Source organism: Bacteroides faecium (genome assembly GCF_012113595.1).
In the GTDB taxonomy this organism is placed as follows: Bacteria; Bacteroidota; Bacteroidia; order Bacteroidales; family Bacteroidaceae; genus Bacteroides; species Bacteroides faecium.
Map to the genome: position 1 here is coordinate 963182 of NZ_CP050831.1, position 21400 is coordinate 984581.

Here is a 21400-nt window from a genome sequence, read left to right on the forward strand (position 1 = left end):
TCTCATACCATTACCAGCATTTCTCATTCATCAAAAATAGTATTCTTATAGTCTAATCATCAACACTTAATAAACTGTAGCAAAACTACCGCTCATCTTCATCATAACTAGCTGATATCCAAAGATTATGCTATTGCAATCAATAGATTTTCAATAAGACATCTCTATCGTTGCACTCCAGTGAACAGATTCGTGCACTAGAGTGAACATGTCTATCTACTTGAGTGCACCAGTCTGTTCACTGGAGTGGAATAATACGGATGAAGGCAGGAAAACACAACAATGTCTGTTGTGAAAGATATGTTGTCTACCGACTTAACACACAAACTACGGTTATATTATCCTATACATATTAGTATCCTGAAACAAGGACAAGCATAATATACAGCATGAGAAATGCAAAATAAAGTATGAGAAATACCTTCTTTGAAGGCATTTTAGAGCTATAAACTATGAGAAATGCATGTAAACATTTTAATTCTCATAGTCTATACCTCTAATTATCAATCAAATAACATTCTTCATGAGAATATGAGAAATGATTTTGCTTTTTTCGCATAGAGGGCGATGAGGGGCTGTCCCGTCATCATGATTTTTATTTTATAATATTTACATCACGCCAACAGCATCTTTGAAAGAGCTCCCCTACGGAATCATAAAATATAAATAGTGTTTTTCACAGTATCTTCATTATTACAATTGTTTCGCCTGCATCTTCAGCCGAATATATCCTTTCGCCGCCTGCTCCTTCAGCGCAATCCCGATGCGGGTATAAGCCGGAGCATTCACTTCGATGATTTCAGAAGTAAATGCGACTTTGCCGGATGCTTCGACATTGACAATCATCTGTTCTGTACCAGTAGTGAGCAAAAGATGTGTGTCATCAATAATTTTCCAGTCGGCTTGTGTTGTTACGGCTGTTTCGAACCGGATAGGCGCATTGGCTGTAAATTCGTCACTGACGGTGAAACTGCCTTCACCCTGGCGGTCATAGACGAAAGTACGGATCAACTTATCCAGATTGGGGGTAGAATAAGCTGATGTATAGTCAATACTGAACAAGTCTTTTTCTTCTGCAAATTCTTTCCTGAGCACAATAGCTTTCGCCTTGGAACCGGCAGATTGCGTTTTCCCGTCTACCACCGGAACAGGATGGCCGAAAGAACCTTTGATCTTATATTTCGCGGGAGCTTCCGCACTGAAATAATCACCGGGATAAGAGAAAGGGCCGCCCTGATCGCCAACCATCATACTCTTTCCCAAAGCGACGGCATAAGAACCGACATCATTATGATTATGGTTTTCGTCATTATTACCACCTTTGGCCGAGACAGCCAGCAGACACGAACTCCCCACAGCAGGACGCGCAACGAGAATTCCCGCTTTTTCATAGTAAGCACGCAGAGAATCAGAGTCTTCCTTTAACGCTTGACGGATAGCATCCGTCATTTCCATCTTCCATACTTGTCGGGGGGACAGTTCTATGAGATACAAAGAGAAATTATTTCCTGCCGGAAGAATGTATTTTTCTGCCGGAGAAGTAACGCCAAGCGCACGGTCACAATAATCCGTAATGAATTTATCTGTCGACAGACCGATACGGCAATCGGAATAAGCCGGACATACGCCCTCATTCATCTGTATTTTCTTACCATATCGGGCGATACGTACAAATTTAGGGTCACGGAAGAAGTCTATCTTGCCTTGTGTGGCACGACATACTTCCTCACGCAGCAGGATGTAGGCACGGAAACCGTAATTGTAGTAACCGACGCCTTCACTGCAATAACCGTCGTCGGCATACCCTTTCATACCGTACACGTTATATTTTTCGGCTGCGGCTACGAAATAAGCACGTTCTTCCTTATCCGCCAGCAGAGTGAGGGCAGCCCCCGTAACGCCTGCCAGACAAACTGAGTTCCAGTTATTTGTTGCCGTGAACCACCAGAAAGGTTTTGTCTCTTCCAGGCAACGGTACACGGGACGAAATACTTTCTCACGAAAAGCGCACTGCACACGAGCCTTTACTTCCGGTGACAAACGGTCGTTGAGCATGGCTACACACTGCGCGATTCCGTTTCCGGCCGTAGCAACTACCAAATCGACATAATAATCTGTCCCATGATAATTATTCAGATTGCGGTCGTGGGCGGGAATCGACCACGAGTTCTGATTGCAAAGAGCAATCAGAGCTTTCTCAATGGCGGGAATATATCGTCTTTTGTTTTCAAGACATTCGGCCAATGTCAGCCGGAAAAGATAATGATAACGCGCATTCATCATGTTTTCACCCGGCAGGCGGATATTCGTCTTGTTCAGATGCAGATATAATGAGTCAACAAAAGGGGGCATACCCTTTTTCAATAATACGGGAGCTTCTTCTGTCAGTAGTTTTTCTGCATTGCCGCTCTCTTTTACTTTGTTCCAGAAAGTACGGTCTTTATAGGAAACACCCATTTCTTCGGGTTTATCGGGCAGCATGGCAGCGATTTCACGAATACGGCTTTGAGAGATATTCGTGTTTTGTTTCGGGGTATCCTGTGCCATACGGTAAACTTCCGTCCCTGCCAGCAGGAAAGCACCCGGACCGTACACTTCAGTCATATTGGGAGTCACCTTCTTAGGGTCGGCACCGATAGGCTGCACGTATCCCAGTTTTCCGTCTTCTCCCACAGCCGACACCAAGGCTTGCCATCCTTTCTCCACCACAGGCAGAAATTCTTCTTTCGGCAGAAGCCCTTCGTTGATTCCATAGGCAAGGGCGTAAACAAAGAAACCACTGCAACTCGTCTCGGGCGACGGATAGGAAGCAGGGTCGAGCAGGCTTGCGTGCCAGAAACCGTCCTTATTCTGGAGAGGAGCAATCCGCCGGCATAACTTCTGAAACAAATCCTGATAGAACGGGCGGTATTTGCTTTTGGCAGGAAGTTCACGCAACATCTCTACAAGTCCGCCGAGCACCCAACCATTACCGCGTCCCCAGAACACTTTTGCGCCATTGGCTTCTTTCATTGTAAAATAACGGTGGTCACGGTAGAAGAGGTTTTCTTCTTTGTCGAACAGGAAGTCATAAGTGGCTTTGTATTCCTTATCCATGAAACGGATGAATTTCTTGTCTCCTGTGATATTGTAGAGTTTCATGTAAACAGGTGGAGCCATGAACAGGGCGTCACACCAAGTCCAATGTTCCAATGTACTTGCGTCGCCATAGTTCAGTTTGAACGAGCCGGAAGGCGGGTTGTCAATCACCCATCCGGCACGCGCCTGTGTCGGGATGAGCATGTTTTTCTTCTTGTACTTTTCGTACATATACAGATACATCTGCGAAATACAGATATCATCCGCATGATACATCCGCTGGTCTACCTGCCAGTAATTCCGGTTTCCCAAACGTAACAGCCATTTATAATAGGAATCGTCCTTGTCCGTCTGTTCGGCTATCGCAGCCCAGTGGACAAGTCCCAGATAGAAAGTGGCATTCACCCAGTTGAGGTCACCATAAACTGCTTTGTTGTAATGAGCAATCTGCCAGTCGGCCACCCGCCGCATCGACTGCTTCACTTCGGTTTTAATAAATGTCTGCGCAACTGTAGTACACAAATAGCCCATGCATAGGGCAAGGGTTAAGAGTAATTTCTTCATAAATACTATATTTTTCAAGACAAAGATAACAGGCTTTATAGATTAAGGAGAGTTATATTTTCCGTTTAAGCTGCCCTTATCTTCCATAAAGAAAGAAAAGAGCAGCTTTCTGAACAATTCTACTAACTAACCCAATCAGTGAATACCCAGTTTATGAGTATTCAATTTCTTATCTACTAACAAGCCATCAATGATTTTCAGATCGAATTTCAATTTACGTTTTGCCTTAAGCTTCAAAAGGCATAAGTCAGCGGTTCCTTCAAGAGTCTTCTTGTTTCCTACATTGACGAAAGTAGGATACAGGGCTTTTGAGCCATTGGTGTGAAGACGGTCGTAAGTCAAATTCTCCATTGCATTCATGTTCTGTAATTCAACCCCGACAAACTCATAATCCTGCTGGTCATAAGGCAAAGCAAAGCTGAATGCGTTGACAGCACACAAGTCGGCACCTTTCACTTGAATTTCAATAATCTCGTCTTTGTCATATATTTGTTTCGGGGTGCTGATTTCAAGCGCACCGTTCACTTTCCCGTTTCCGCGGTTATCAACACCACCTTCAAGCTGCGTGGCAACCACCGAAATATCATAAGCGTCAATCAGCCCATTTCTATTGATATCACCATTGCTGATGTATCCTTCGAAATCGGAGTCACCCTTTCTCAGTCCTGTGTAGTTGGTATATGATGTCAAGTCATTGCCGTCAATCTTACCATCGACATTGATATCCCCTTGGAGATAACTCTCTGTTCCAGGTACTTTGAATACATAGATTTCTTTGCCCGAGCCGTAGTTGCCGACAGCTTCGGTAACAGCTAACTTGATATAACGGGCGGTAGGATGATTTGCGAAATCGAATATCTTCACATCATCGTTGCGTTGCCATTCAAATGTTCCGGCTTCCGTCCACTGCTCTTTATTCATGCTATAAGAAACGGTTCCTTTCAGTAATGTTCCGTTACCGGCGTTTGTACGCGGCAGATAGTGGAACTTATCCAGTTGGTTGACGGTCACCAAGTCCATAACCAGTTCGAACGGAACGGCTTTCTCTCCGTATTTCGTATGCCAGATGTCACCTGATTCTACTAAGTCGAACAGACGCTTCACTCCTACTCTCCCTTGCGAGGCAGCCGTACATTCGCCCTTGATACCACGGATGGCAAATTCCAGCGGATCGGATTTGGTTGTAGCGCCGAACTCGGCCCAGTCGGAAACTCCGTCTTTATTGACTGCACGTATCTTAAACGAGTAAGGAGTTTCGGGAGCCAGGTCCTCAAACATCAGTTCCGTATCCTTAATCGTAGTATATAGCATATTCATAAAGTCTATCTCATAGAAATCGGCATTAGCCACTTTATCCCATGTCGGTTTTAGCGTATAAGCTTCTGTGTTGCCGGCAGTAACCCGGGCAATAGGAGCAGCTAGAGTTCCGGCAGTTATCCGGTGCTGGTCTTCGGGAGCAAATCGGAATTCTTCGATACGCAAAACCGTTGTATTCGCCGTAATATCAGTAGTAGCCAGTTTCACCAGAAGCTGTGGATTCTTGGTGATAACTACTTTTTCAAACTCACTTCCTTTGGTAGCAAACCGATTCAAATTGGGAGCTTCATCATAGAAGAATACGTTTTCACTTTTCTCAAATTCATCTTTCGAGGTGGCCTTTGTCAGTTTCACTTTTTTCTTTCCCAGTTGTGCCGTTACTTTCTTCGGCTGTGCAGTGACGTTGATTCTGAATTCAGTAGCCTTTTCTTTCACAAAACCTGTAAAATCACCTTTAGCAGGATAAATGGTAACAGTGACGTTATTCTTGCTGTCAACTTCGGATTCTATATCCGTTGTCACTCCTTTTCCCCGTTTATATTCTTCGGTTACTCCGTCATCGTCATATTCGGTAAAAGTGCTCTTGCCATACGGATAAAGCTCATAGATACGGATGCCTTTATTGATTTCACTTACATTATTATTAGGATTCGTCAGCGGAATAATTGCTCCGTTCTTCACGAATACGGGGAGTTTCCAGAGAGGAGTTGCAAAATTATTGAGAATGCAGTTTCCTTCGTATTTCTCGCCTGTAAAATAATCAATCCATGTACTACCCTCGGGCAAGTAAATGCCGTTGCGGATATCATTTCCCTGCTCATCTGCTTTAGTTGTCTGATAAATAGGAGCAACCAGGAAATAGGGGCCGTAGAGATATTGATATTGCGTGGCAGTGCCTTGAGTATAGGAGTTCGGATATTCCAAAAACATGGCTCTTATCATCGGCATACCGTCTACAGCTTCTTTAGCAATGCTGTAAGCATAAGGCATCAGTTCCGATTTCAGTTTCAGATACCAGCGGTTAATGGAAGTAGCCGGTTCTCCCAATGCATGCGGATATTTTTCATTCGATCCCCAGCCGTCCATGTTCAACTCCATTGGAGTAAAGGTTTTCCATTGGAAGTCACGGGTGTTCACCTGCAAATTCTTGCCACCGAAGATACCGTCCATATCAGAGGTGATGTTCGGTTGTCCCGACAGTCCCGAACCTATATAGGTCGGGATGTGGAAGCGGATATATTCCCATACGCCACCTGTCTGGTCGCCCGACCAAATTCCGGCATAACGTTGTGTTCCTGCCCAGCCGTCAAGGGAGATGATAAACGGTCGGGCATCACTTCCGTAGTAAGGCATAATATGTCCTACGTCAGCTACCCCGTTCAATCCGAAAGAATAGCCGGCACCTACCCAGGCTACGTCAGTTTTCAACACTCGCACTCCGGCATCTCTTACTTCTTTCACAATATCTCTTTGCAGTAAAGCGCTCACTCCTTCTTTCGGGTGCAGGTCCGACTGTGTCCATAGTCCGATTTCCACTCCGTTCTGACGGGCATAATCGCCCAGGCTTTTCAGGTTTTGTATGTTTCCATCCAGTGTTTCCGTCTGTCCGTATCCGGCTCCATAGCCGTCGTTCGGGAGCAGCCAGCCTAACGGCATATCCTGTTTCTTATAACGGTCGATTACTGCACGTGCGGAAAATTGGTAGTTGTTCTTTTCTCCGTTCAGCGATTCTTTGATTCCGCCGTTATCTTTCTGGCTTTCTTTATAACGTTTGCCGTCTTCAAACAGGATACCTTTCTCATTTTCTGTCCAGTAGTCGCGATTATAGGCATTCAGGTGTCCCTGATAGAATCCGAACTTAGGCAACAGAACAGGGTTTCCCGTCAGTTGATAGAAGTCATTCAACAAGGCTACCGCTCCGTCGTTAATCATATAGAATACATCCAAATAGTCTGACTCGTGATATAACTTAACCTTTCCCTGTTCAGAAGCGCCGAAATCGTATTTTCCTTTTTTAAATGTGTACCACATCACGCCATACCCATTCGTAGACCAGTAATAAGGAGTGGGTGATGCAACTCCCCCGTCTGTCCAGCTATTCTGGTTTTCGATGGAAATCACTTTGCCCTTGTGGGAGAAACGTCCGTTCTGGACACCTCCACCGTAGAAGTATTCTTGTGGATTCTCCTTCAAGGTCAAGATTACTTTTCCTTTCTCAAAAAGCGGTGCTTCGATTTCTTCCACTACAACAGTGTTAGTCAACAAATTAATCACCTTGAGTAAAGAGGTCTTTTTATCCAGTTGAACCTTTACCTTTTCTGTAGTCAAAAAGACAAAATCGTTATTCTCTTCCAAATCCAGCTTAAACGGCATTTTTCGAGGATTGTCGACTAATATCTGCGCTTCAGGTTTAGCTTTAGGATCCCTGATAATCCCCCCCGAATTATCTTGAAATATCCGAAATATATTATCTCCATAAAAATCGAAGGACATCCTGTGATTGTCGGAGAATAAGACTTCTACTGTAGTCGGATTTATTCTCTGTACACCAAGAATTGATTTTTGCTTTGCTGAGCACTCCATTTGATACTGCCCAAAGGATGGGATGGCCTTCATTGAAGAAGGGCAAAACAGCACAAATAATCCCAAAACAAACAAAAGCGTTTTGCCTTGCTTGCCTATTGATACTTCTCTCATATTCTTACAAACTATTCTATATTATTTCTTCTTGTCCGAATTATCAATTACACTGAACTCATAGATGGAAGGGGGAGCAACGGCACGGGTAACCTTCAATCGGATATTTGAAGTACGATAATGACACGGGAAGCGAATAATTTTACAGTCTCCCATTGGCTCATCACTCACATAAACAGGTATCCATTCACCATCTTGCATGATTTCAATCCGATAGGCCTGAATCCTATTTTTTCGATAATTCGAAAAACCATCACCTCCACTACGTGTATCACAATATTCAAAAATAGCTATTTTATTAAATGGCTTTGTCGCGTCCAATGCAATGGTAAGTGTAGGCAATGTGTCATTCACTGCTGCCGCCCAACGAGTTTGCATACCACCGTCGACAGCCTTATCCGCCGTAAAACGTGAATCGTCTTTATATACAGATGTAGCTTCCGCAGCTTGATTCATAGAAATACATCTTCCATTTTTAGGTAACGGTTTTCCTTTCTTCAGCCCCAAGCGCTTGCCTAATTCAATAGCGGTATTTGCCTCATATTCACGTATACGTCCGGATTCATCGGGTGGTATATTCATCACCAGTGTATTTCCATTGTCGGTGCACCAATAGAATAATTCTTCCAATTCATCCAAATCCCTCACAGGTAGCGGTTCACGTTTCTGAAACCAGTTCCATGCCTTACTTAAACATACCGTATGTTCAAATGGCAGATAATAGGATTGACCTTCATGTAGATATTGCTTAGCATCGTTCTGATGGGCAATCTTCGGATCCCACAGGCGGAAATCACTAGGAAAATAATGAAAAGTATAACGATTGTCCACCGTCATTGAGTCCGGTAGTACATTCTTTCTGCTTCCCGGTGCCGTCTGGATGGTATGATTAATACCTACTGCACAGTGGGGCTGCAATTTTTTCACCAGTTTATAAACACGGGGCAACTCCCAGTCCTTTACACTACGTGCCCAACCACCGTCAAGCCACAATTCGCATACTTCACCATAGTTCGTCAAGAGTTCGGTAAGCTGATTACACATAAAATCGATGTACTTTGTCTTATCCTTATCACGGAACGAAGGCTCTTTACGATCCCACAACGAATAATAGATAGCAAACTGCAGCCCATATTTGCGACACGCTTTTGAAACTTCAGCCACAATATCCGTTTTATTTGGAGAAGAAGCGACATCATAGGTCGTATGAGGACTATCCCATAAACAGAATCCGTCATGATGCTTCGTTATAAGCAATACGTAACGGAAACCTGCATCCCGGGCTACACGAACCCATTGGTCACAATCCAGATTCGTCGGATTATAGGCTGAAGCCGGTACACTACCGTCAGACCATTCTTTCTGACAAAACGTGTTGATACCAAAATGAATAAACATACCATATCCACGCTTCTGCAACGCTTGTTGTGTCGCATTGGGTTTAGTGGACGGAACAAGTTCCTGTGCTTTTAGAGGGAGCAAACTCCCTAATACACAAGCAAATAAAACAAATATTACTTTCATCACAAACTTAATTTTTATTAATTTACCTACTATTTCTTACATACATTGAACATTGCTATACCAATGTTGTCAACTTTTACACCAGAAATATACTTATACTCATTTATTTGAATAAAGGGTTTATTTAAGAATTACTTCCATACGTTCTTTAGCTGAAAGCGCAAATACTTTATAGCTATCTTTCCATCCCGTCACAGTGAATCCGGCAACCTGTTTTACTCCATCTGCCACGTATACCACTTTATCACCATCCATCACTTCGAATACCAGTACATTTGCCCAGCCATTCAGAGTAATAGTTCCTCCTTTACGGGTTGCCGTTCCTACTTTCACCGATTGCGGATGTTCAAATTCATCCACATTATTATCTGTTATATACTCAATATTCACCCCCAGTTCAGGATATCCCAAGTCTTTAATACGGGCTTTCACAGCATCTACTTGTTCCTGTGTTATGACCACTTCTTTCGTTCCATAGTCATCGACAGTCATTCTCGCCGCAGCCAGAAATCCCCATTTAGTGAAGAAGGAAGTCAAATTCATTTTGGCTATTTTACTACATATATAAGCAAACTCCAATTGTCTTTCACTATCTGTGGAAAGATCCGGATTCTTCCGAATATATTCATACACTTGAGGATAAAAGCCATCCCATCCATTGGCTTCGGTAGGAGTAAGCCCTTTCACCTTGCCAAAATAAAGTTGCAGTTGCCAGAAGGGGACCAATTTGAAAAAGAAGTCCGTTTCCAATAAATGCGAGTGTTTGCTGGCAATGATACTCGACCAGGCTTTAGGGTAACACCCGTCTGTTTGCAGACGAGAAGCATTATTAAGCACAACGGTCTGTATATATTGCGACATTATATTATTGGTTACTTCGGTAGTTCCTACCCATTTCAATCCCGGACGAGTTTGGTTCACATGTCCCACTTCATGTGCCGGCCCCCAGCATGAGGTGGTACTTAGTAAGGTCGGATCACACAATGCGGGCATGTTGTCGTCAGGATAATAAGTGTGGTTATCAGCGGCATACATAGCACCGGTAGTATAAACGACATGGAAATACAAGCGGTTCTGGAACATACCTCCGTATTTTTTCAATCCCAAAAAGATTTGCTCTCCCTCTACAAATTTATCGTACAGGTCAATCAATTCTTTTCCTCTGCTTCCAGTATGTGTACGAAAGCGGTTTACCGGGAATGTAAGATGGGCATACTTGCCCAACACATCAAAATACCCGCATACTGTACTGTTCAATAGTTCATTCCAACGACTGGCTTCGTGTTTCTGACTATCGAAATAGCCGTTGACTTGTCCCGAAGCAAAATGAATCTTGACAGGTAGTTTCCGGTCTACTTCTTCGAGGGTTTGAGTGTGATACATTACGTACACCAGTCCTTTATTCCTCATTTTCAGTTTATTAATGCCGGTTGTCAGTGGATAACTATCGCCACCATAACCATTTCCACCAGGTACATCAAGGTTTTGTACACGCAAAGTAATAGTTTCACCGTGTGTATCAGCCACCAGAACCACTAGTTCCTGCCCCTGTGTTACATAGATCCCCGCCGGATTGTCCATCAAACTATATGCACCGGTTTTGTTTATCTTCTGCTGAATGCTGGGATGCGGATAAGCTTTGAACTCTGCAATCCTGAATTCTTGAGGATACTTTCGATGATACATGAAATAAGCAATATTCTTGAAGAAAGAATAAGTACAGTTTTGGATATCTTGCTCCGTTACACCAGCTTTCAACTGACTACAACTTGCATCTGTAAACAAGGTGGCATAATCAAAGTGATCCGGATTCTTCTTATAAAACTCCATCTCCGCGCAAGAGGCCAACTCATTAACTCCCGATTTGACAACGACCTGTACAGCAGTCACGCCAATCTGGGAAACAGGGAAGTCGATACGACTTGCACTGGTAGATCCATTCAGATTTTTCGTTGCTACGATTTGCCATTCCTCCACTCCGCGAGCGTTGGCATTAGACAGCACTTTCACTTCTACTTCTTTAAATACACCGTTCGTTCCTCCATCTGCCCGAGGGTAATATAGCAGATAATCCATATCCACCGCACTGTCAAAATAGTAGGTAAGGATAGCTGGCGATTGCTCAGTCACCTCATTATTGTTGTAAGGAGAATGATAGATCGTTTTCATATCTCCGTCTATCATTTTTGCTGCTCCTTCATTGGTTGACTGTTGTTTATTGGCTTCAGCTCTCGAGACTAAGACTTTAATGTCTTCTTTGAGTCCCTCCATACCGGTAGATTCGTAGGTATCACCCAGCTTCTTCTGATTCACTTTGAAAGGGACCGGTTCTATTTCCGAATCTTCATCCTTATCTGTCACCCAAATGGTAGTTGCACGAACTTCTCCCTCGTTCATGTCTATCTTAAATGAGACAACATTCGTCACCATATCGTGTGCTCCGCGTGTCTGGGGGGAGAGATGAACCCAGTTACATCCGTCTTCCAACCGGATGGCATATTCTATATTTGCAGTTACTTCAAAGGTGAGATTCCCTCCAATAGCTTCCACATTGGCATCTTTCGGAGATACCAAAATGGCTTTTCCCCAACCAAGTTGAGCTACCTCAATGGTCTTTCTTAATTCTGAAGCCGATATTTCAATGCTTGCCCTCCGCATATCCTTATCGGTATTTTCATCCACCCGAACAATCATCTTTCCTTGTTCTACGGTCATATGACACCAACTTCTTCCGGATGCATCTACAGCGGCTACCCACTCCACATTCGAAGTGACTTCTATTTCTTTGGTATCGGCCTCTTCACCAAAATACATACTCTTACTATCTACCTCAAGAGAAGGGACTACGAATGATTCTTCGCTACTTTCTTCGCAAGCATTACATAAAACACCGCAAAGCATATACAATACATACAATAACTTTTTTTTCATGTCATACTTAATTTATAATCGGTACTTATCTGCTTAATTTATAAAAAAATAAGGACCTATCTCATATCGGATGGCAGAAACAGGTCCTAATCTTTCCTGAAAATAAATAATTACTGACCGTAGATAATTAAGTCATCTATACTAAAGCATCCGTCTTTTTTTACCGCCGATCCTACTTCTCCGGCAGAATTCTTGGTCACAGAGAAACGCAAATAGCTAAATGGCTGTTCGGATTTGAAGAAGGTAGACTGGTATTTGGTATTCTTCGTAGTGGGAAGATTCCCTTCCAATACCTGCCATTGCGCCCACGTCACTCCATCGTTGCTCGTCCACAACACCACTCTCTGTGGAGCAAGTGTAGCATTATTAAATCGAGTCCAGTACTCGAGCATCATCCGTTGAATAGGAGCCTTAAAGTGGATATCGATGTAGTGTCTGTATGTTTCATCTACATATTTTCCATTCCAGTCTGTATGATAATGCATACCATTTCCCACTCCGTCAATCAATCCGGGCAATCCCTTTCCGTCAGTTGTCGTTGCGTTGGCACTCAACATTTCAATCGACAAAGGTATTTTGGGTAATGTATAACAGTAACCTACCGCCGCTACACTCTTGGAGTCTTCAGCTACAATATGGGGATGTGTACATGAAACTAATTTAAGTGGCAGCATATAATTGCCACAAACGAGTTCTTCCGTACGGTTAATGGTTACTTTTACAATTGCCTCATTGCTTCCTGCCTTGAACGAAATGGCTTTATCATATTTATATTGGTCTGCGGGAAGTAACTTATAATCTGTGTCGTTTTCTCTATTGTACTTCTCAATTGCCGACTCATCAACAGCGAGCGTGCAGTCAAAAGTCCAACGGTTCTGAAAGGGTACAGAAAGTACTTTCTGTATGACCACCTGTTTCGGATCTGATGGAGATACAGTCACCACTTCCATATCCGGATTATTGAAACCGATTGTAGGCATAACCACTACCGGCTTAATCAGCACTATATTTTTATTTTCATTGACCGGCTTTGACGAAGTCAGATTGTAGGGTAACACATATTCCACACTCTTATCCAACGCATCAATCTTGTCAGCGTCAAATTCGACAGGGAAAGCATGTACCAGCTCAGAAGATGCAAACTGTAGATCAACTCTTTTCTGAGCTTCATAACAATTTTCGGGCAACAGTTTGTACTGGGTGCCGTTAGCCTGATTATATTCCTGCAATTCTTCTTCAGTAAGCAATGTAGCCGTTGCATCCGACACAGCAGACAGGTCGCTACCGGCTTTGTAGACATACACATTATAATCAGCAGGTTCGCCTATCTTGAGACATCCCAACTCCTGCACTCCACTATTTGTGAAGTACATGGTGGTGGAGAAGTCACTCAGAAAATCATTTTTTCCATCGTTTTCACAAGCACTCATAGTCAATAACATGCTTGCCAGGGATATGTATAATAATTGTTTTTTCATCACATTCATTCTATTATATATCTTACTATTCAGATTACCAGCCATAGTTTTGAGTCAGAATCATATTTCTGTCCAACTCTCTCTGGGAGAACGGATAGAGATAGTGGTTACTCTTGAACACACGTGTTTCAAATACAACACGTTTCCAAAATCCGTCAGGAGTTTCACTAGAATCCATATTCTTCTCCAACGGACAAGTAGTGTCCATACCATACATCGGCCCATTATCGGTTTGTTCGGCAATCATCCACGTACGAGTATCAAAGTAACGATGTCTTTCGAAAGCCAACTCTACTCTTCTCTCCTTACGACAAAGTTCAATCAACTCTTCTACAGAAGCATTCGGATAACTATCCGTAATCGGTGACATACCCGAACGGCTTCTCAAATCCGCCCATTTATCCATCGCCTCCTGCTCATAACCTGCGGGAAGTACTACTCCACGTTTTTTACATTCGAGCACTGCTTCTATAAAGTTCAGGTAGGTTTCTCCCAAACGGAACAGTGGGAATGTCATATTACCCCAGTTGCCATTGGCAGAGTTTAATTTATGGTTGTAAACACGATTAATAAGGTATCCGCTTTTCGGGAAGTCTTGCGACTTGTTACCATTAGCACCTTTGGCAAATGAAGTCATTGTGCCCTGAGTAGCACCGCTCTGTCCGTGGATAAAATAGTTTCCGCCAAAGAAGATGGAAACATAAAAACGAGGTTCACGATCCTTATACATATTGGGAGCGGTAATATCGAAATTGTCTTTATTAGACCATCCTTTGCTGGGGTATGTCCATTTCGTTTTTTCAAACTCATTTTTGCTATAATTTGATAGCGGATCAATGACGGGTATTCCATTAGACTCGTAACCGATGATCGGATAACGACCGTTGTTCATGGCATAAGCATCTACTTGTTGCTGAGTAGGACCCATAGAACCATAGGCCGTACCACCTACACTGGTAGGAACTGTACACAATCCCCAATCGTTTATTTTACAATATCTGTCAGTCCAAATCAACTCACTATTCCACGTTTCATTGATTACACCTACATAATTTTCATAGGGATTGTTAGAAGTCGCACGGTAAAGCTGGTAACTACCATCTTCAAATACTTTACGAGCAGCCTCGGCAGCTATCAACCATTTATCCGCCTTGTATTCTTGTGGGAAAAGATTAACGCCGGAGAGTTCGGGAAATTCGGAGACTACGGGGTTTTTTACACTTTTATATAATGTGTTACCATTGTATAGGTCACGTGCAGAGTACAATGTCAGGCGCGATATAACAGCATAACAAGTACCTTTGGTTGCAAAGCCGTAATTCATTTTCTCCAGTTCGGCTTGCCTTAGCATAGATGGATTCTCGGCGCATGCTTTCATCTCGGCTACAACATAATCTACACATTGTTCCCAAGTATTACGAGGACGATACAATTCTGCCGTAGATGCCGCGAAATCAAGCAATTCATCACCTACAAGGAACACCGGGCCATAGTCGCGCATCAAAAGAAAATAGTAGTAAGCTCTGGCAAAGCGAGTCTGCACTTTCCATTCTTCAATCTGGTCTTTAGTCAAAATCGGATCGGACGACCGGTCTACATTCTGCAAAAAGATGTTGCACTCCCGGATACCTTTATAATATTTTGCAAAGCGATCGTAAGGAACATTATTCGCATTCCACGAACCAAAGTTTATTTTACGGTATTGACGGTCATAAGCCACTGTAATTTCATCGGCAGCACCGAGGTAGGGATCGTTATCTATCACATTGCTGATATTCTCATTCGGCAGAAAGGACATTGTGTTCAACCAATACTGTTTGATAGTATTGCGGGATTGCCAAATCTTATCAAAAGTTAGTTTTTCGTCCTCTTGTCTATCCAGAAAATCACTGCAAGAAGAGAAAGTGAGGCTACATGCAGCAGCCATTATATAAATTGTTTTAGTCCAAAATTTATTCATGATTCAACTGTTTATTAGAAGTTTGCATTAAAACCAAACGTGATGACTCTGTTCAGCGGATACCCCGAACCATCTCCATTTCCTTTCTCAGGATCCCACAATTTAAAATCACTAAATGTCAGTAAGTTACTACCTGACGCATAGATACGGAATGATTTAATGAAAGTTTTATTCAACAACGATTTAGGAAGAGAATAGCCAATCTCAAAGTTTTTCAGACGCATGAAGCTTCCATCACGTAACCACCATGTAGAAGTCTGATTATTATTTGAAGCACCTGCTCCACCACCGCCGTTACTCATACGCGGATAAATAACGTTCGCATTTTCTTCGGGCGTATTGGTAGACATCCATACATTTCCATACACATCGCTGTTAATAGACGACCGTTCCATATTATCTGTAGAGAATGGCTTACGAATAGAAGAACCATCCAAAAAGAAGGAAGAATGCCCTACACCCTGAAAAAATACATTAATATCCCAATTTTTCCATTGAGCTGTTGCTCCAAAACCATAAACAATTTCCGGCAAATTCGTATATCCGATGGCTACTTGGTCTTGAGCATCAATCACTCCATCACCATTAATGTCCTGATATCGAATATCTCCCACACGATATGCACCAAAGTTTTGTTTCGGGCTGGCATCAATTTCTTCCTGACTTTCGAATAATCCCAAGGCAATCAGACCAAATGGTTGCATCCCCCCGCCTTTTCCGAAAGGCTTACCGATGCGATTCTGATATTTATATTCCCAATCCGGATCGTCATTGTTCAGCAATTTATTACGGGTATAAGTCAGATTACCACGTGCAGTTAAAAAGATTTCACCCACTTTTTGTGAATATTCTACCGTACCATCGAATCCCTGATTCATCGTTTTACCGACATTTACATAAGGAGTAGTAGACAGACCTACAATAGCTGGCAATCCTGAACGCTGAAGAAAAATACCGTTGCGTTTTTCTTTAAAATAGTCAGCTTGAACCTTTACCTTATTGAACAAGGAGAACTCAACTCCTACATTCAGTTTCAAAGCTTCTTCCCAAGAAGCATTCAGATTTTCTACTTCACCGATACGAATACCTGTTCCACCTTGAGTACCATTGTCACCATAATTCCACGATCCACTGTTAACTATAGTCGATTCATATACCCAGCGTCTCTGTCCGCCGATATCATCATTACCTACTTTACCATAAGAAGCTTTCAGTTTTAGCAGATCAAGAGTTTTAATCAATGGTTGAAACCATTTCTCATGAGATACCATCCAACCTATCGCTACAGCAGGGAAAACTCCGAAACGATGTCCACGTGCAAAATTCTCAGAACCGTTGTAACCCACATTCACCTCACCGAAATAAGTGTCATTGAATGCATATGTAAGGCGACCTGCGATACCTTGATTCTTATATGGGAGCGAGCTATTCGCATCTCCCGCTTGAGTCTTGACATAAATTTTTTGATTGTAAAGGAACAGTGCTCCTATTCTATGTTTATTGCCAAACAACCGATTATAGTTCAATGATCCTTCCAAATAACGCGTCATCGATCCATCACGCCCTATTTCATATGCAAGATTTTCACTCCCCTGATGAACTGGATCCCAAACACCATCTTTATTATTGTCATCGAAAACAAGTGATCCGTCTCCGGCTCTGCCACGTGCGTGATACCAAGTAACCGATTTACTACGGCGTTGGGTCGTCGTATTCCAAGCATCCCAAGAGAATTTCACATTTGCTGTCAAACCTTGCAGAGGTTCCCAAAGCCTGCCAATATCTTGAGTGACACCTATCAATGATTGTGCCGAATTCCAAAACTGTTCACGATATCCCGAGTGTGCAAGCATATTCCACGGATTAGCCCCGGAGTCAGTAGACGGACCGGAAATTACACCATTTGAATATTGAGTAGGAAATGCGTTTGGAGATGTCATAAAAGTATAAGACCAAATACTTCCGTCATTAGTTCCATAACCAGGACCGAAAGATTTCTCATAGATATTCGCCAAATTCAGGTTAAGAACTGTGCTAGGAGTTACATTTAAGTCTACATTTGCACGGAAATTGAACTTGTTGTAGCGCAAAGAAGAGTTGTAACCATATATATTACCTGCATTTTTATAGATCGAACTTTCATTGTAGAATGAACCTGCAACATAGTATTTCACGATGTCACCACCTCCACTGATATTTAAATTCACACGTTCGCTCTCTGCCATATCATCGAACAGAGCATCGAACCAGTTTACATTCGGAAATAAATCTGGATCAGAGTTTTCACGATATTTTCTGATTTCTTCATCCGAATAATACTTCGTCTGAAAAGCTTCATTATATAATTCCGCCCATTCTGCCGACCCCAACAGTTTAGGCTTCTTGGTGGGACTGGTTAATCCGAATTCCGTACGCACATGAATCGAAGGCTTTCCTTCCTGCCCCTTTTTGGTAGTAATCAAAATCACTCCATTAGCACCACGCACACCGTACACCGCCGATGCGGCAGCATCTTTCAAGATAGAAAATGAAGCAATATCATCCGTATCTACCAAGTCGATATCACGCTCAATACCATCTACTAATACCAATGGAGTACCAGATCCCTTAAAAGAAGATACACCACGAATGTAAAAATCAGCTGCACTATTTTTACCAGGTTCTCCCGAACGGGTCATTGCTACGACACCCGACAATTGTCCAGCAAGCACAGTGGAAATACTCGCACCAGGCACTTTCAGTTTCGTCACGTCTAAAGTAGAAATAGCACCTACAACACTTTCCTTCTTCTGGCTGCCGTAACCCACTACTACCACTTCATCAAGCACTTCCGTATCCGGTTCCATAACGATATTGATTATTTTTTGGTCTCCAATGGCCATTTCTTGTTTTTTCATACCGATATACGAAAACTCAAGTACTCCGCCAAGACCTTCAACTGAAATCGTATATTGACCATCAAAATTAGTAATAGTACCTACGGAACTATTTTTCAACCAAACATTGGCTCCGATAATGGGCTCTTTATTCTTATCAACCACCAGCCCCGTGATTTTGCGTTTCTTTTGTTGTTGGTTAACTATGTTCGTACTACTACCTTGAGCAGCCATAGCCATCAATGGCCATAAGAGGAAAAATACTACGATATACCTAAGATATCGTTGTCGGTACAAATAAAAAAACTTTTTCATGTTTCAATTTTCATTATATTAGACATATTATCAATTAAACTTTTTGTTTCAAGTAATCTACGATAATTGATAAACAAATTTCATTATATTTCATAAATAAACTAGCTATTCCTAGACTACATATTTACTTGTAACTATTTTTTTCGATTGATATAAGTTTATTTTTCACATACACTTTTGTATTTAAAGGTTTAACATTTTACAATGAACACAGGTTATTACCAGCCAGCATGTTCTTTCTTATTTTCACACGAGTCAGTGTTGCGTTTCTTTTCATCAGTATAGTTCCACTCTATTTCATCCGTGTATTTTTTGCCATTATGTGTTGCAACGGCTTTTATTGTATTTTTACCTTTTACCAATATTACTTTATCAAAAATATAATGCACGTTAGTATAACCTTTACGAATACCTGTCAATTCTTGACCATTGAGATAAACTGTCGGAGTACCAATATTCGAATAAACTGTAATTGAAGTCTGTTTTCGTTCACGATCATTATTACGACGTTGAGTCAGATATAGTACAGGCTCTTGACTCCAGTTAGCTTTATACCAATAAAAAGAATCCTTCTTAGTTTTCCGATCAAAAGTTATCAACCCTTTCATATTACGGGCGTGCACACCACCACGGCTCCACATCGGAACTGCAAAATCGAACATATTCCAAAGATAAGAAGCAATGATATAAGGATGCTTTTCTATGACTCCCCATTGATATTCATGAATTTTCGTCTGGAAAGTTTCTGGATAGTAATCTTTCCCCCAATTTAATGCGTCACCGATATATTCTGTCTGATGCCTTATATTAGCATCTGCTCCATATTCCGTCAACATCAATTTCTGCCACGGATATTTCTCCTCCAACTCCTTCACCCATGGTTCAATATCCTGCATTTTTTTCTCATACCATCCAAAATAGCGATTCATCCCTTGAATATCCGTATTTTGGTTGACCGGATGATCGGCTCGTCCATAACCATTAACTGCCACAGTATAGCGATCAGGATCCTCTATCTTAGCAAGATTATGAAGTGCTTGTGTTAATCCGGCAGTGTATTCATGAGGCTGATATACTTCATTATGTAATCCCCAAACATAGATAGAAGGGTGATTAAAACTCTGACGAATCAATTCACGCAGTTGCAACTGCGCATTCTCTGCCTCATATCCGGTCACACGGTTTACAAAAGGAATTTCTGCCCAGATTATAAGTCCCAACGAATCACAACGAGAGTATATGTAATCTGATTGCTGATAATGAGCAAAACGAACAGTTGTAGCCCCTATATCCATAATCTGTGCCAAATCAAAATCATGTTCTTTATTGGATATAGCACTTCCCATTCCCCACCAATCCTGATGACGTGTTACACCGTACATCGGATACTTTTCATCATTCAGATAAAAACCTTTACCAGCAATAATCTCAAACTTGCGAACTCCTAATGGCTGAATAACTTCATCAATTACTTTTCCATTTGATATGAGACGTGAAACAATCTTATACAAATAGGGATCTTTGCGTCCTTGCCAAAGATGAGGTTTATCTATCTTAAAGTTTGAAAAATAAGTTTGTGTTCCTTGGGGAGTTAACTCTAAAGAAAGACGGTGAGAAGATACCTTTTTTCCCTCTTGTGTATAAAGAGTATTTTCAAGTATTACATCAGTTGGAGTAAGACTACCATTATCCAATCCTATTTTTACAATAATATCCGCAGAACGTTTAGAAACATTCTTCTGAGTAATATACACACCCGGAGCAGCACAATCAGTAACTGTTATATTATTCTGTTCGGTTATAATGAGCCATACTGGACGATAAATACCACCGTATACACCGAAAAGGTTATGATTCACAGGAATAACATCCAGACGAGAAGCATTATCAACCTTTATCATGATTTCATTTTCTACTCCAAGTTTTATAGCTGATCCGATTTCATAGGCAAATGCACTGTAGCCTCCCTTATGTATTCCGACAAGCTTACCATTAACATATACCTCAGTGTTTGTGCCCACGCCTTCAAAACGAAGAAATAAACGCTTCCCCTTCAATTCCTCACCAAAAAACTGTTTCTTCTTGTAATAACCAATCCCCTGATAAAAAGAAGCAGCTTTCACTTGCATATCTTTAGCATTCCATGTATGTGGTAAACTGATTATTTCCCATTTTTCATTTAATTGATCCACCACTTTTACCGGATCTTCGGAGAAAGGGCCACGTTTAAACAACCATCCTTCATTGAAAGAAGTCACTTCACGGGCAGTAAGAGTAAAAAACGGTCCGATAAACATTAATAAAATAAACGCAAATTTGAACTCCATATTATAGCTCTCTTTTTCTTTTAGAGATATACATAGGAAAGATAGTAATAAACGCCAGACAGTAATTGGCATTCTTTTTTTTGTGCTTTTCATATGTGTTTAATTATTTTTGATGTTATGTATTAAAACTAAACTAAAGCACCGTAAAAGTATAGAAGATATGGCACACCTATAAATACAAATATTGCAAAAAGCAAGCATTTGAATCCGCATGGAAAAAACGACTACCTATTATGGAAGATTTGGTCACATTTTACCTCTTTCCATAATCTACCAAGCAGTTTCTTTATACAATAGCAGTAGAAGTCACGCACAAATTGATAATAAAAATCA

At 41.7% G+C, this 21400-nt stretch carries 8 protein-coding genes; all 8 read right to left on the reverse strand.

Annotated elements, in window-relative coordinates; translation table 11 throughout:
• Positions 1–693: 693 nt before the first annotated feature.
• Complete coding sequence (locus BacF7301_RS03615) at positions 694–3642, reverse strand: glycoside hydrolase family 88/105 protein (RefSeq protein WP_167960296.1); 2949 nt, start codon at positions 3640–3642, stop codon at positions 694–696.
• 135 nt (positions 3643–3777) lie between these two features.
• Positions 3778–7656, reverse strand: a complete 3879-nt coding sequence (locus tag BacF7301_RS03620) for a TIM-barrel domain-containing protein (RefSeq protein ID WP_167960298.1) — start codon at positions 7654–7656, stop codon at positions 3778–3780.
• Positions 7657–7677: 21 nt separating this feature from the next.
• A complete protein-coding gene (locus BacF7301_RS03625; protein WP_167960300.1) occupies positions 7678–9180 on the reverse strand; it encodes an alpha-L-fucosidase in 1503 nt (500 codons plus the stop codon).
• 120 nt (positions 9181–9300) lie between these two features.
• Positions 9301–12111: a M60 family metallopeptidase gene (locus tag BacF7301_RS03630; protein ID WP_167960302.1), complete on the reverse strand. Its 2811-nt coding sequence runs from the start codon at positions 12109–12111 to the stop codon at positions 9301–9303.
• A 110-nt stretch (positions 12112–12221) separates the two neighbouring features.
• The gene (locus tag BacF7301_RS03635) at positions 12222–13589 is read right to left on the reverse strand and encodes a DUF1735 domain-containing protein (RefSeq protein ID WP_167960304.1); all 1368 of its coding nucleotides are present in this window, start codon (positions 13587–13589) and stop codon (positions 12222–12224) included.
• 34 nt (positions 13590–13623) lie between these two features.
• Entirely contained in the window at positions 13624–15549 is a 1926-nt protein-coding gene (locus BacF7301_RS03640) for a RagB/SusD family nutrient uptake outer membrane protein (protein ID WP_167960306.1), read from the reverse strand.
• 14 nt (positions 15550–15563) lie between these two features.
• Positions 15564–18740 (reverse strand): SusC/RagA family TonB-linked outer membrane protein, encoded by a 3177-nt coding sequence (locus BacF7301_RS03645; protein ID WP_167960308.1) that lies wholly within the window; start codon positions 18738–18740, stop codon positions 15564–15566.
• A gap of 218 nt (positions 18741–18958) precedes the next feature.
• Positions 18959–21067 (reverse strand): glycoside hydrolase family 2 protein, encoded by a 2109-nt coding sequence (locus tag BacF7301_RS03650; protein WP_167967090.1) that lies wholly within the window; start codon positions 21065–21067, stop codon positions 18959–18961.
• Between the last annotated feature and the right edge of the window lie 333 nt (positions 21068–21400).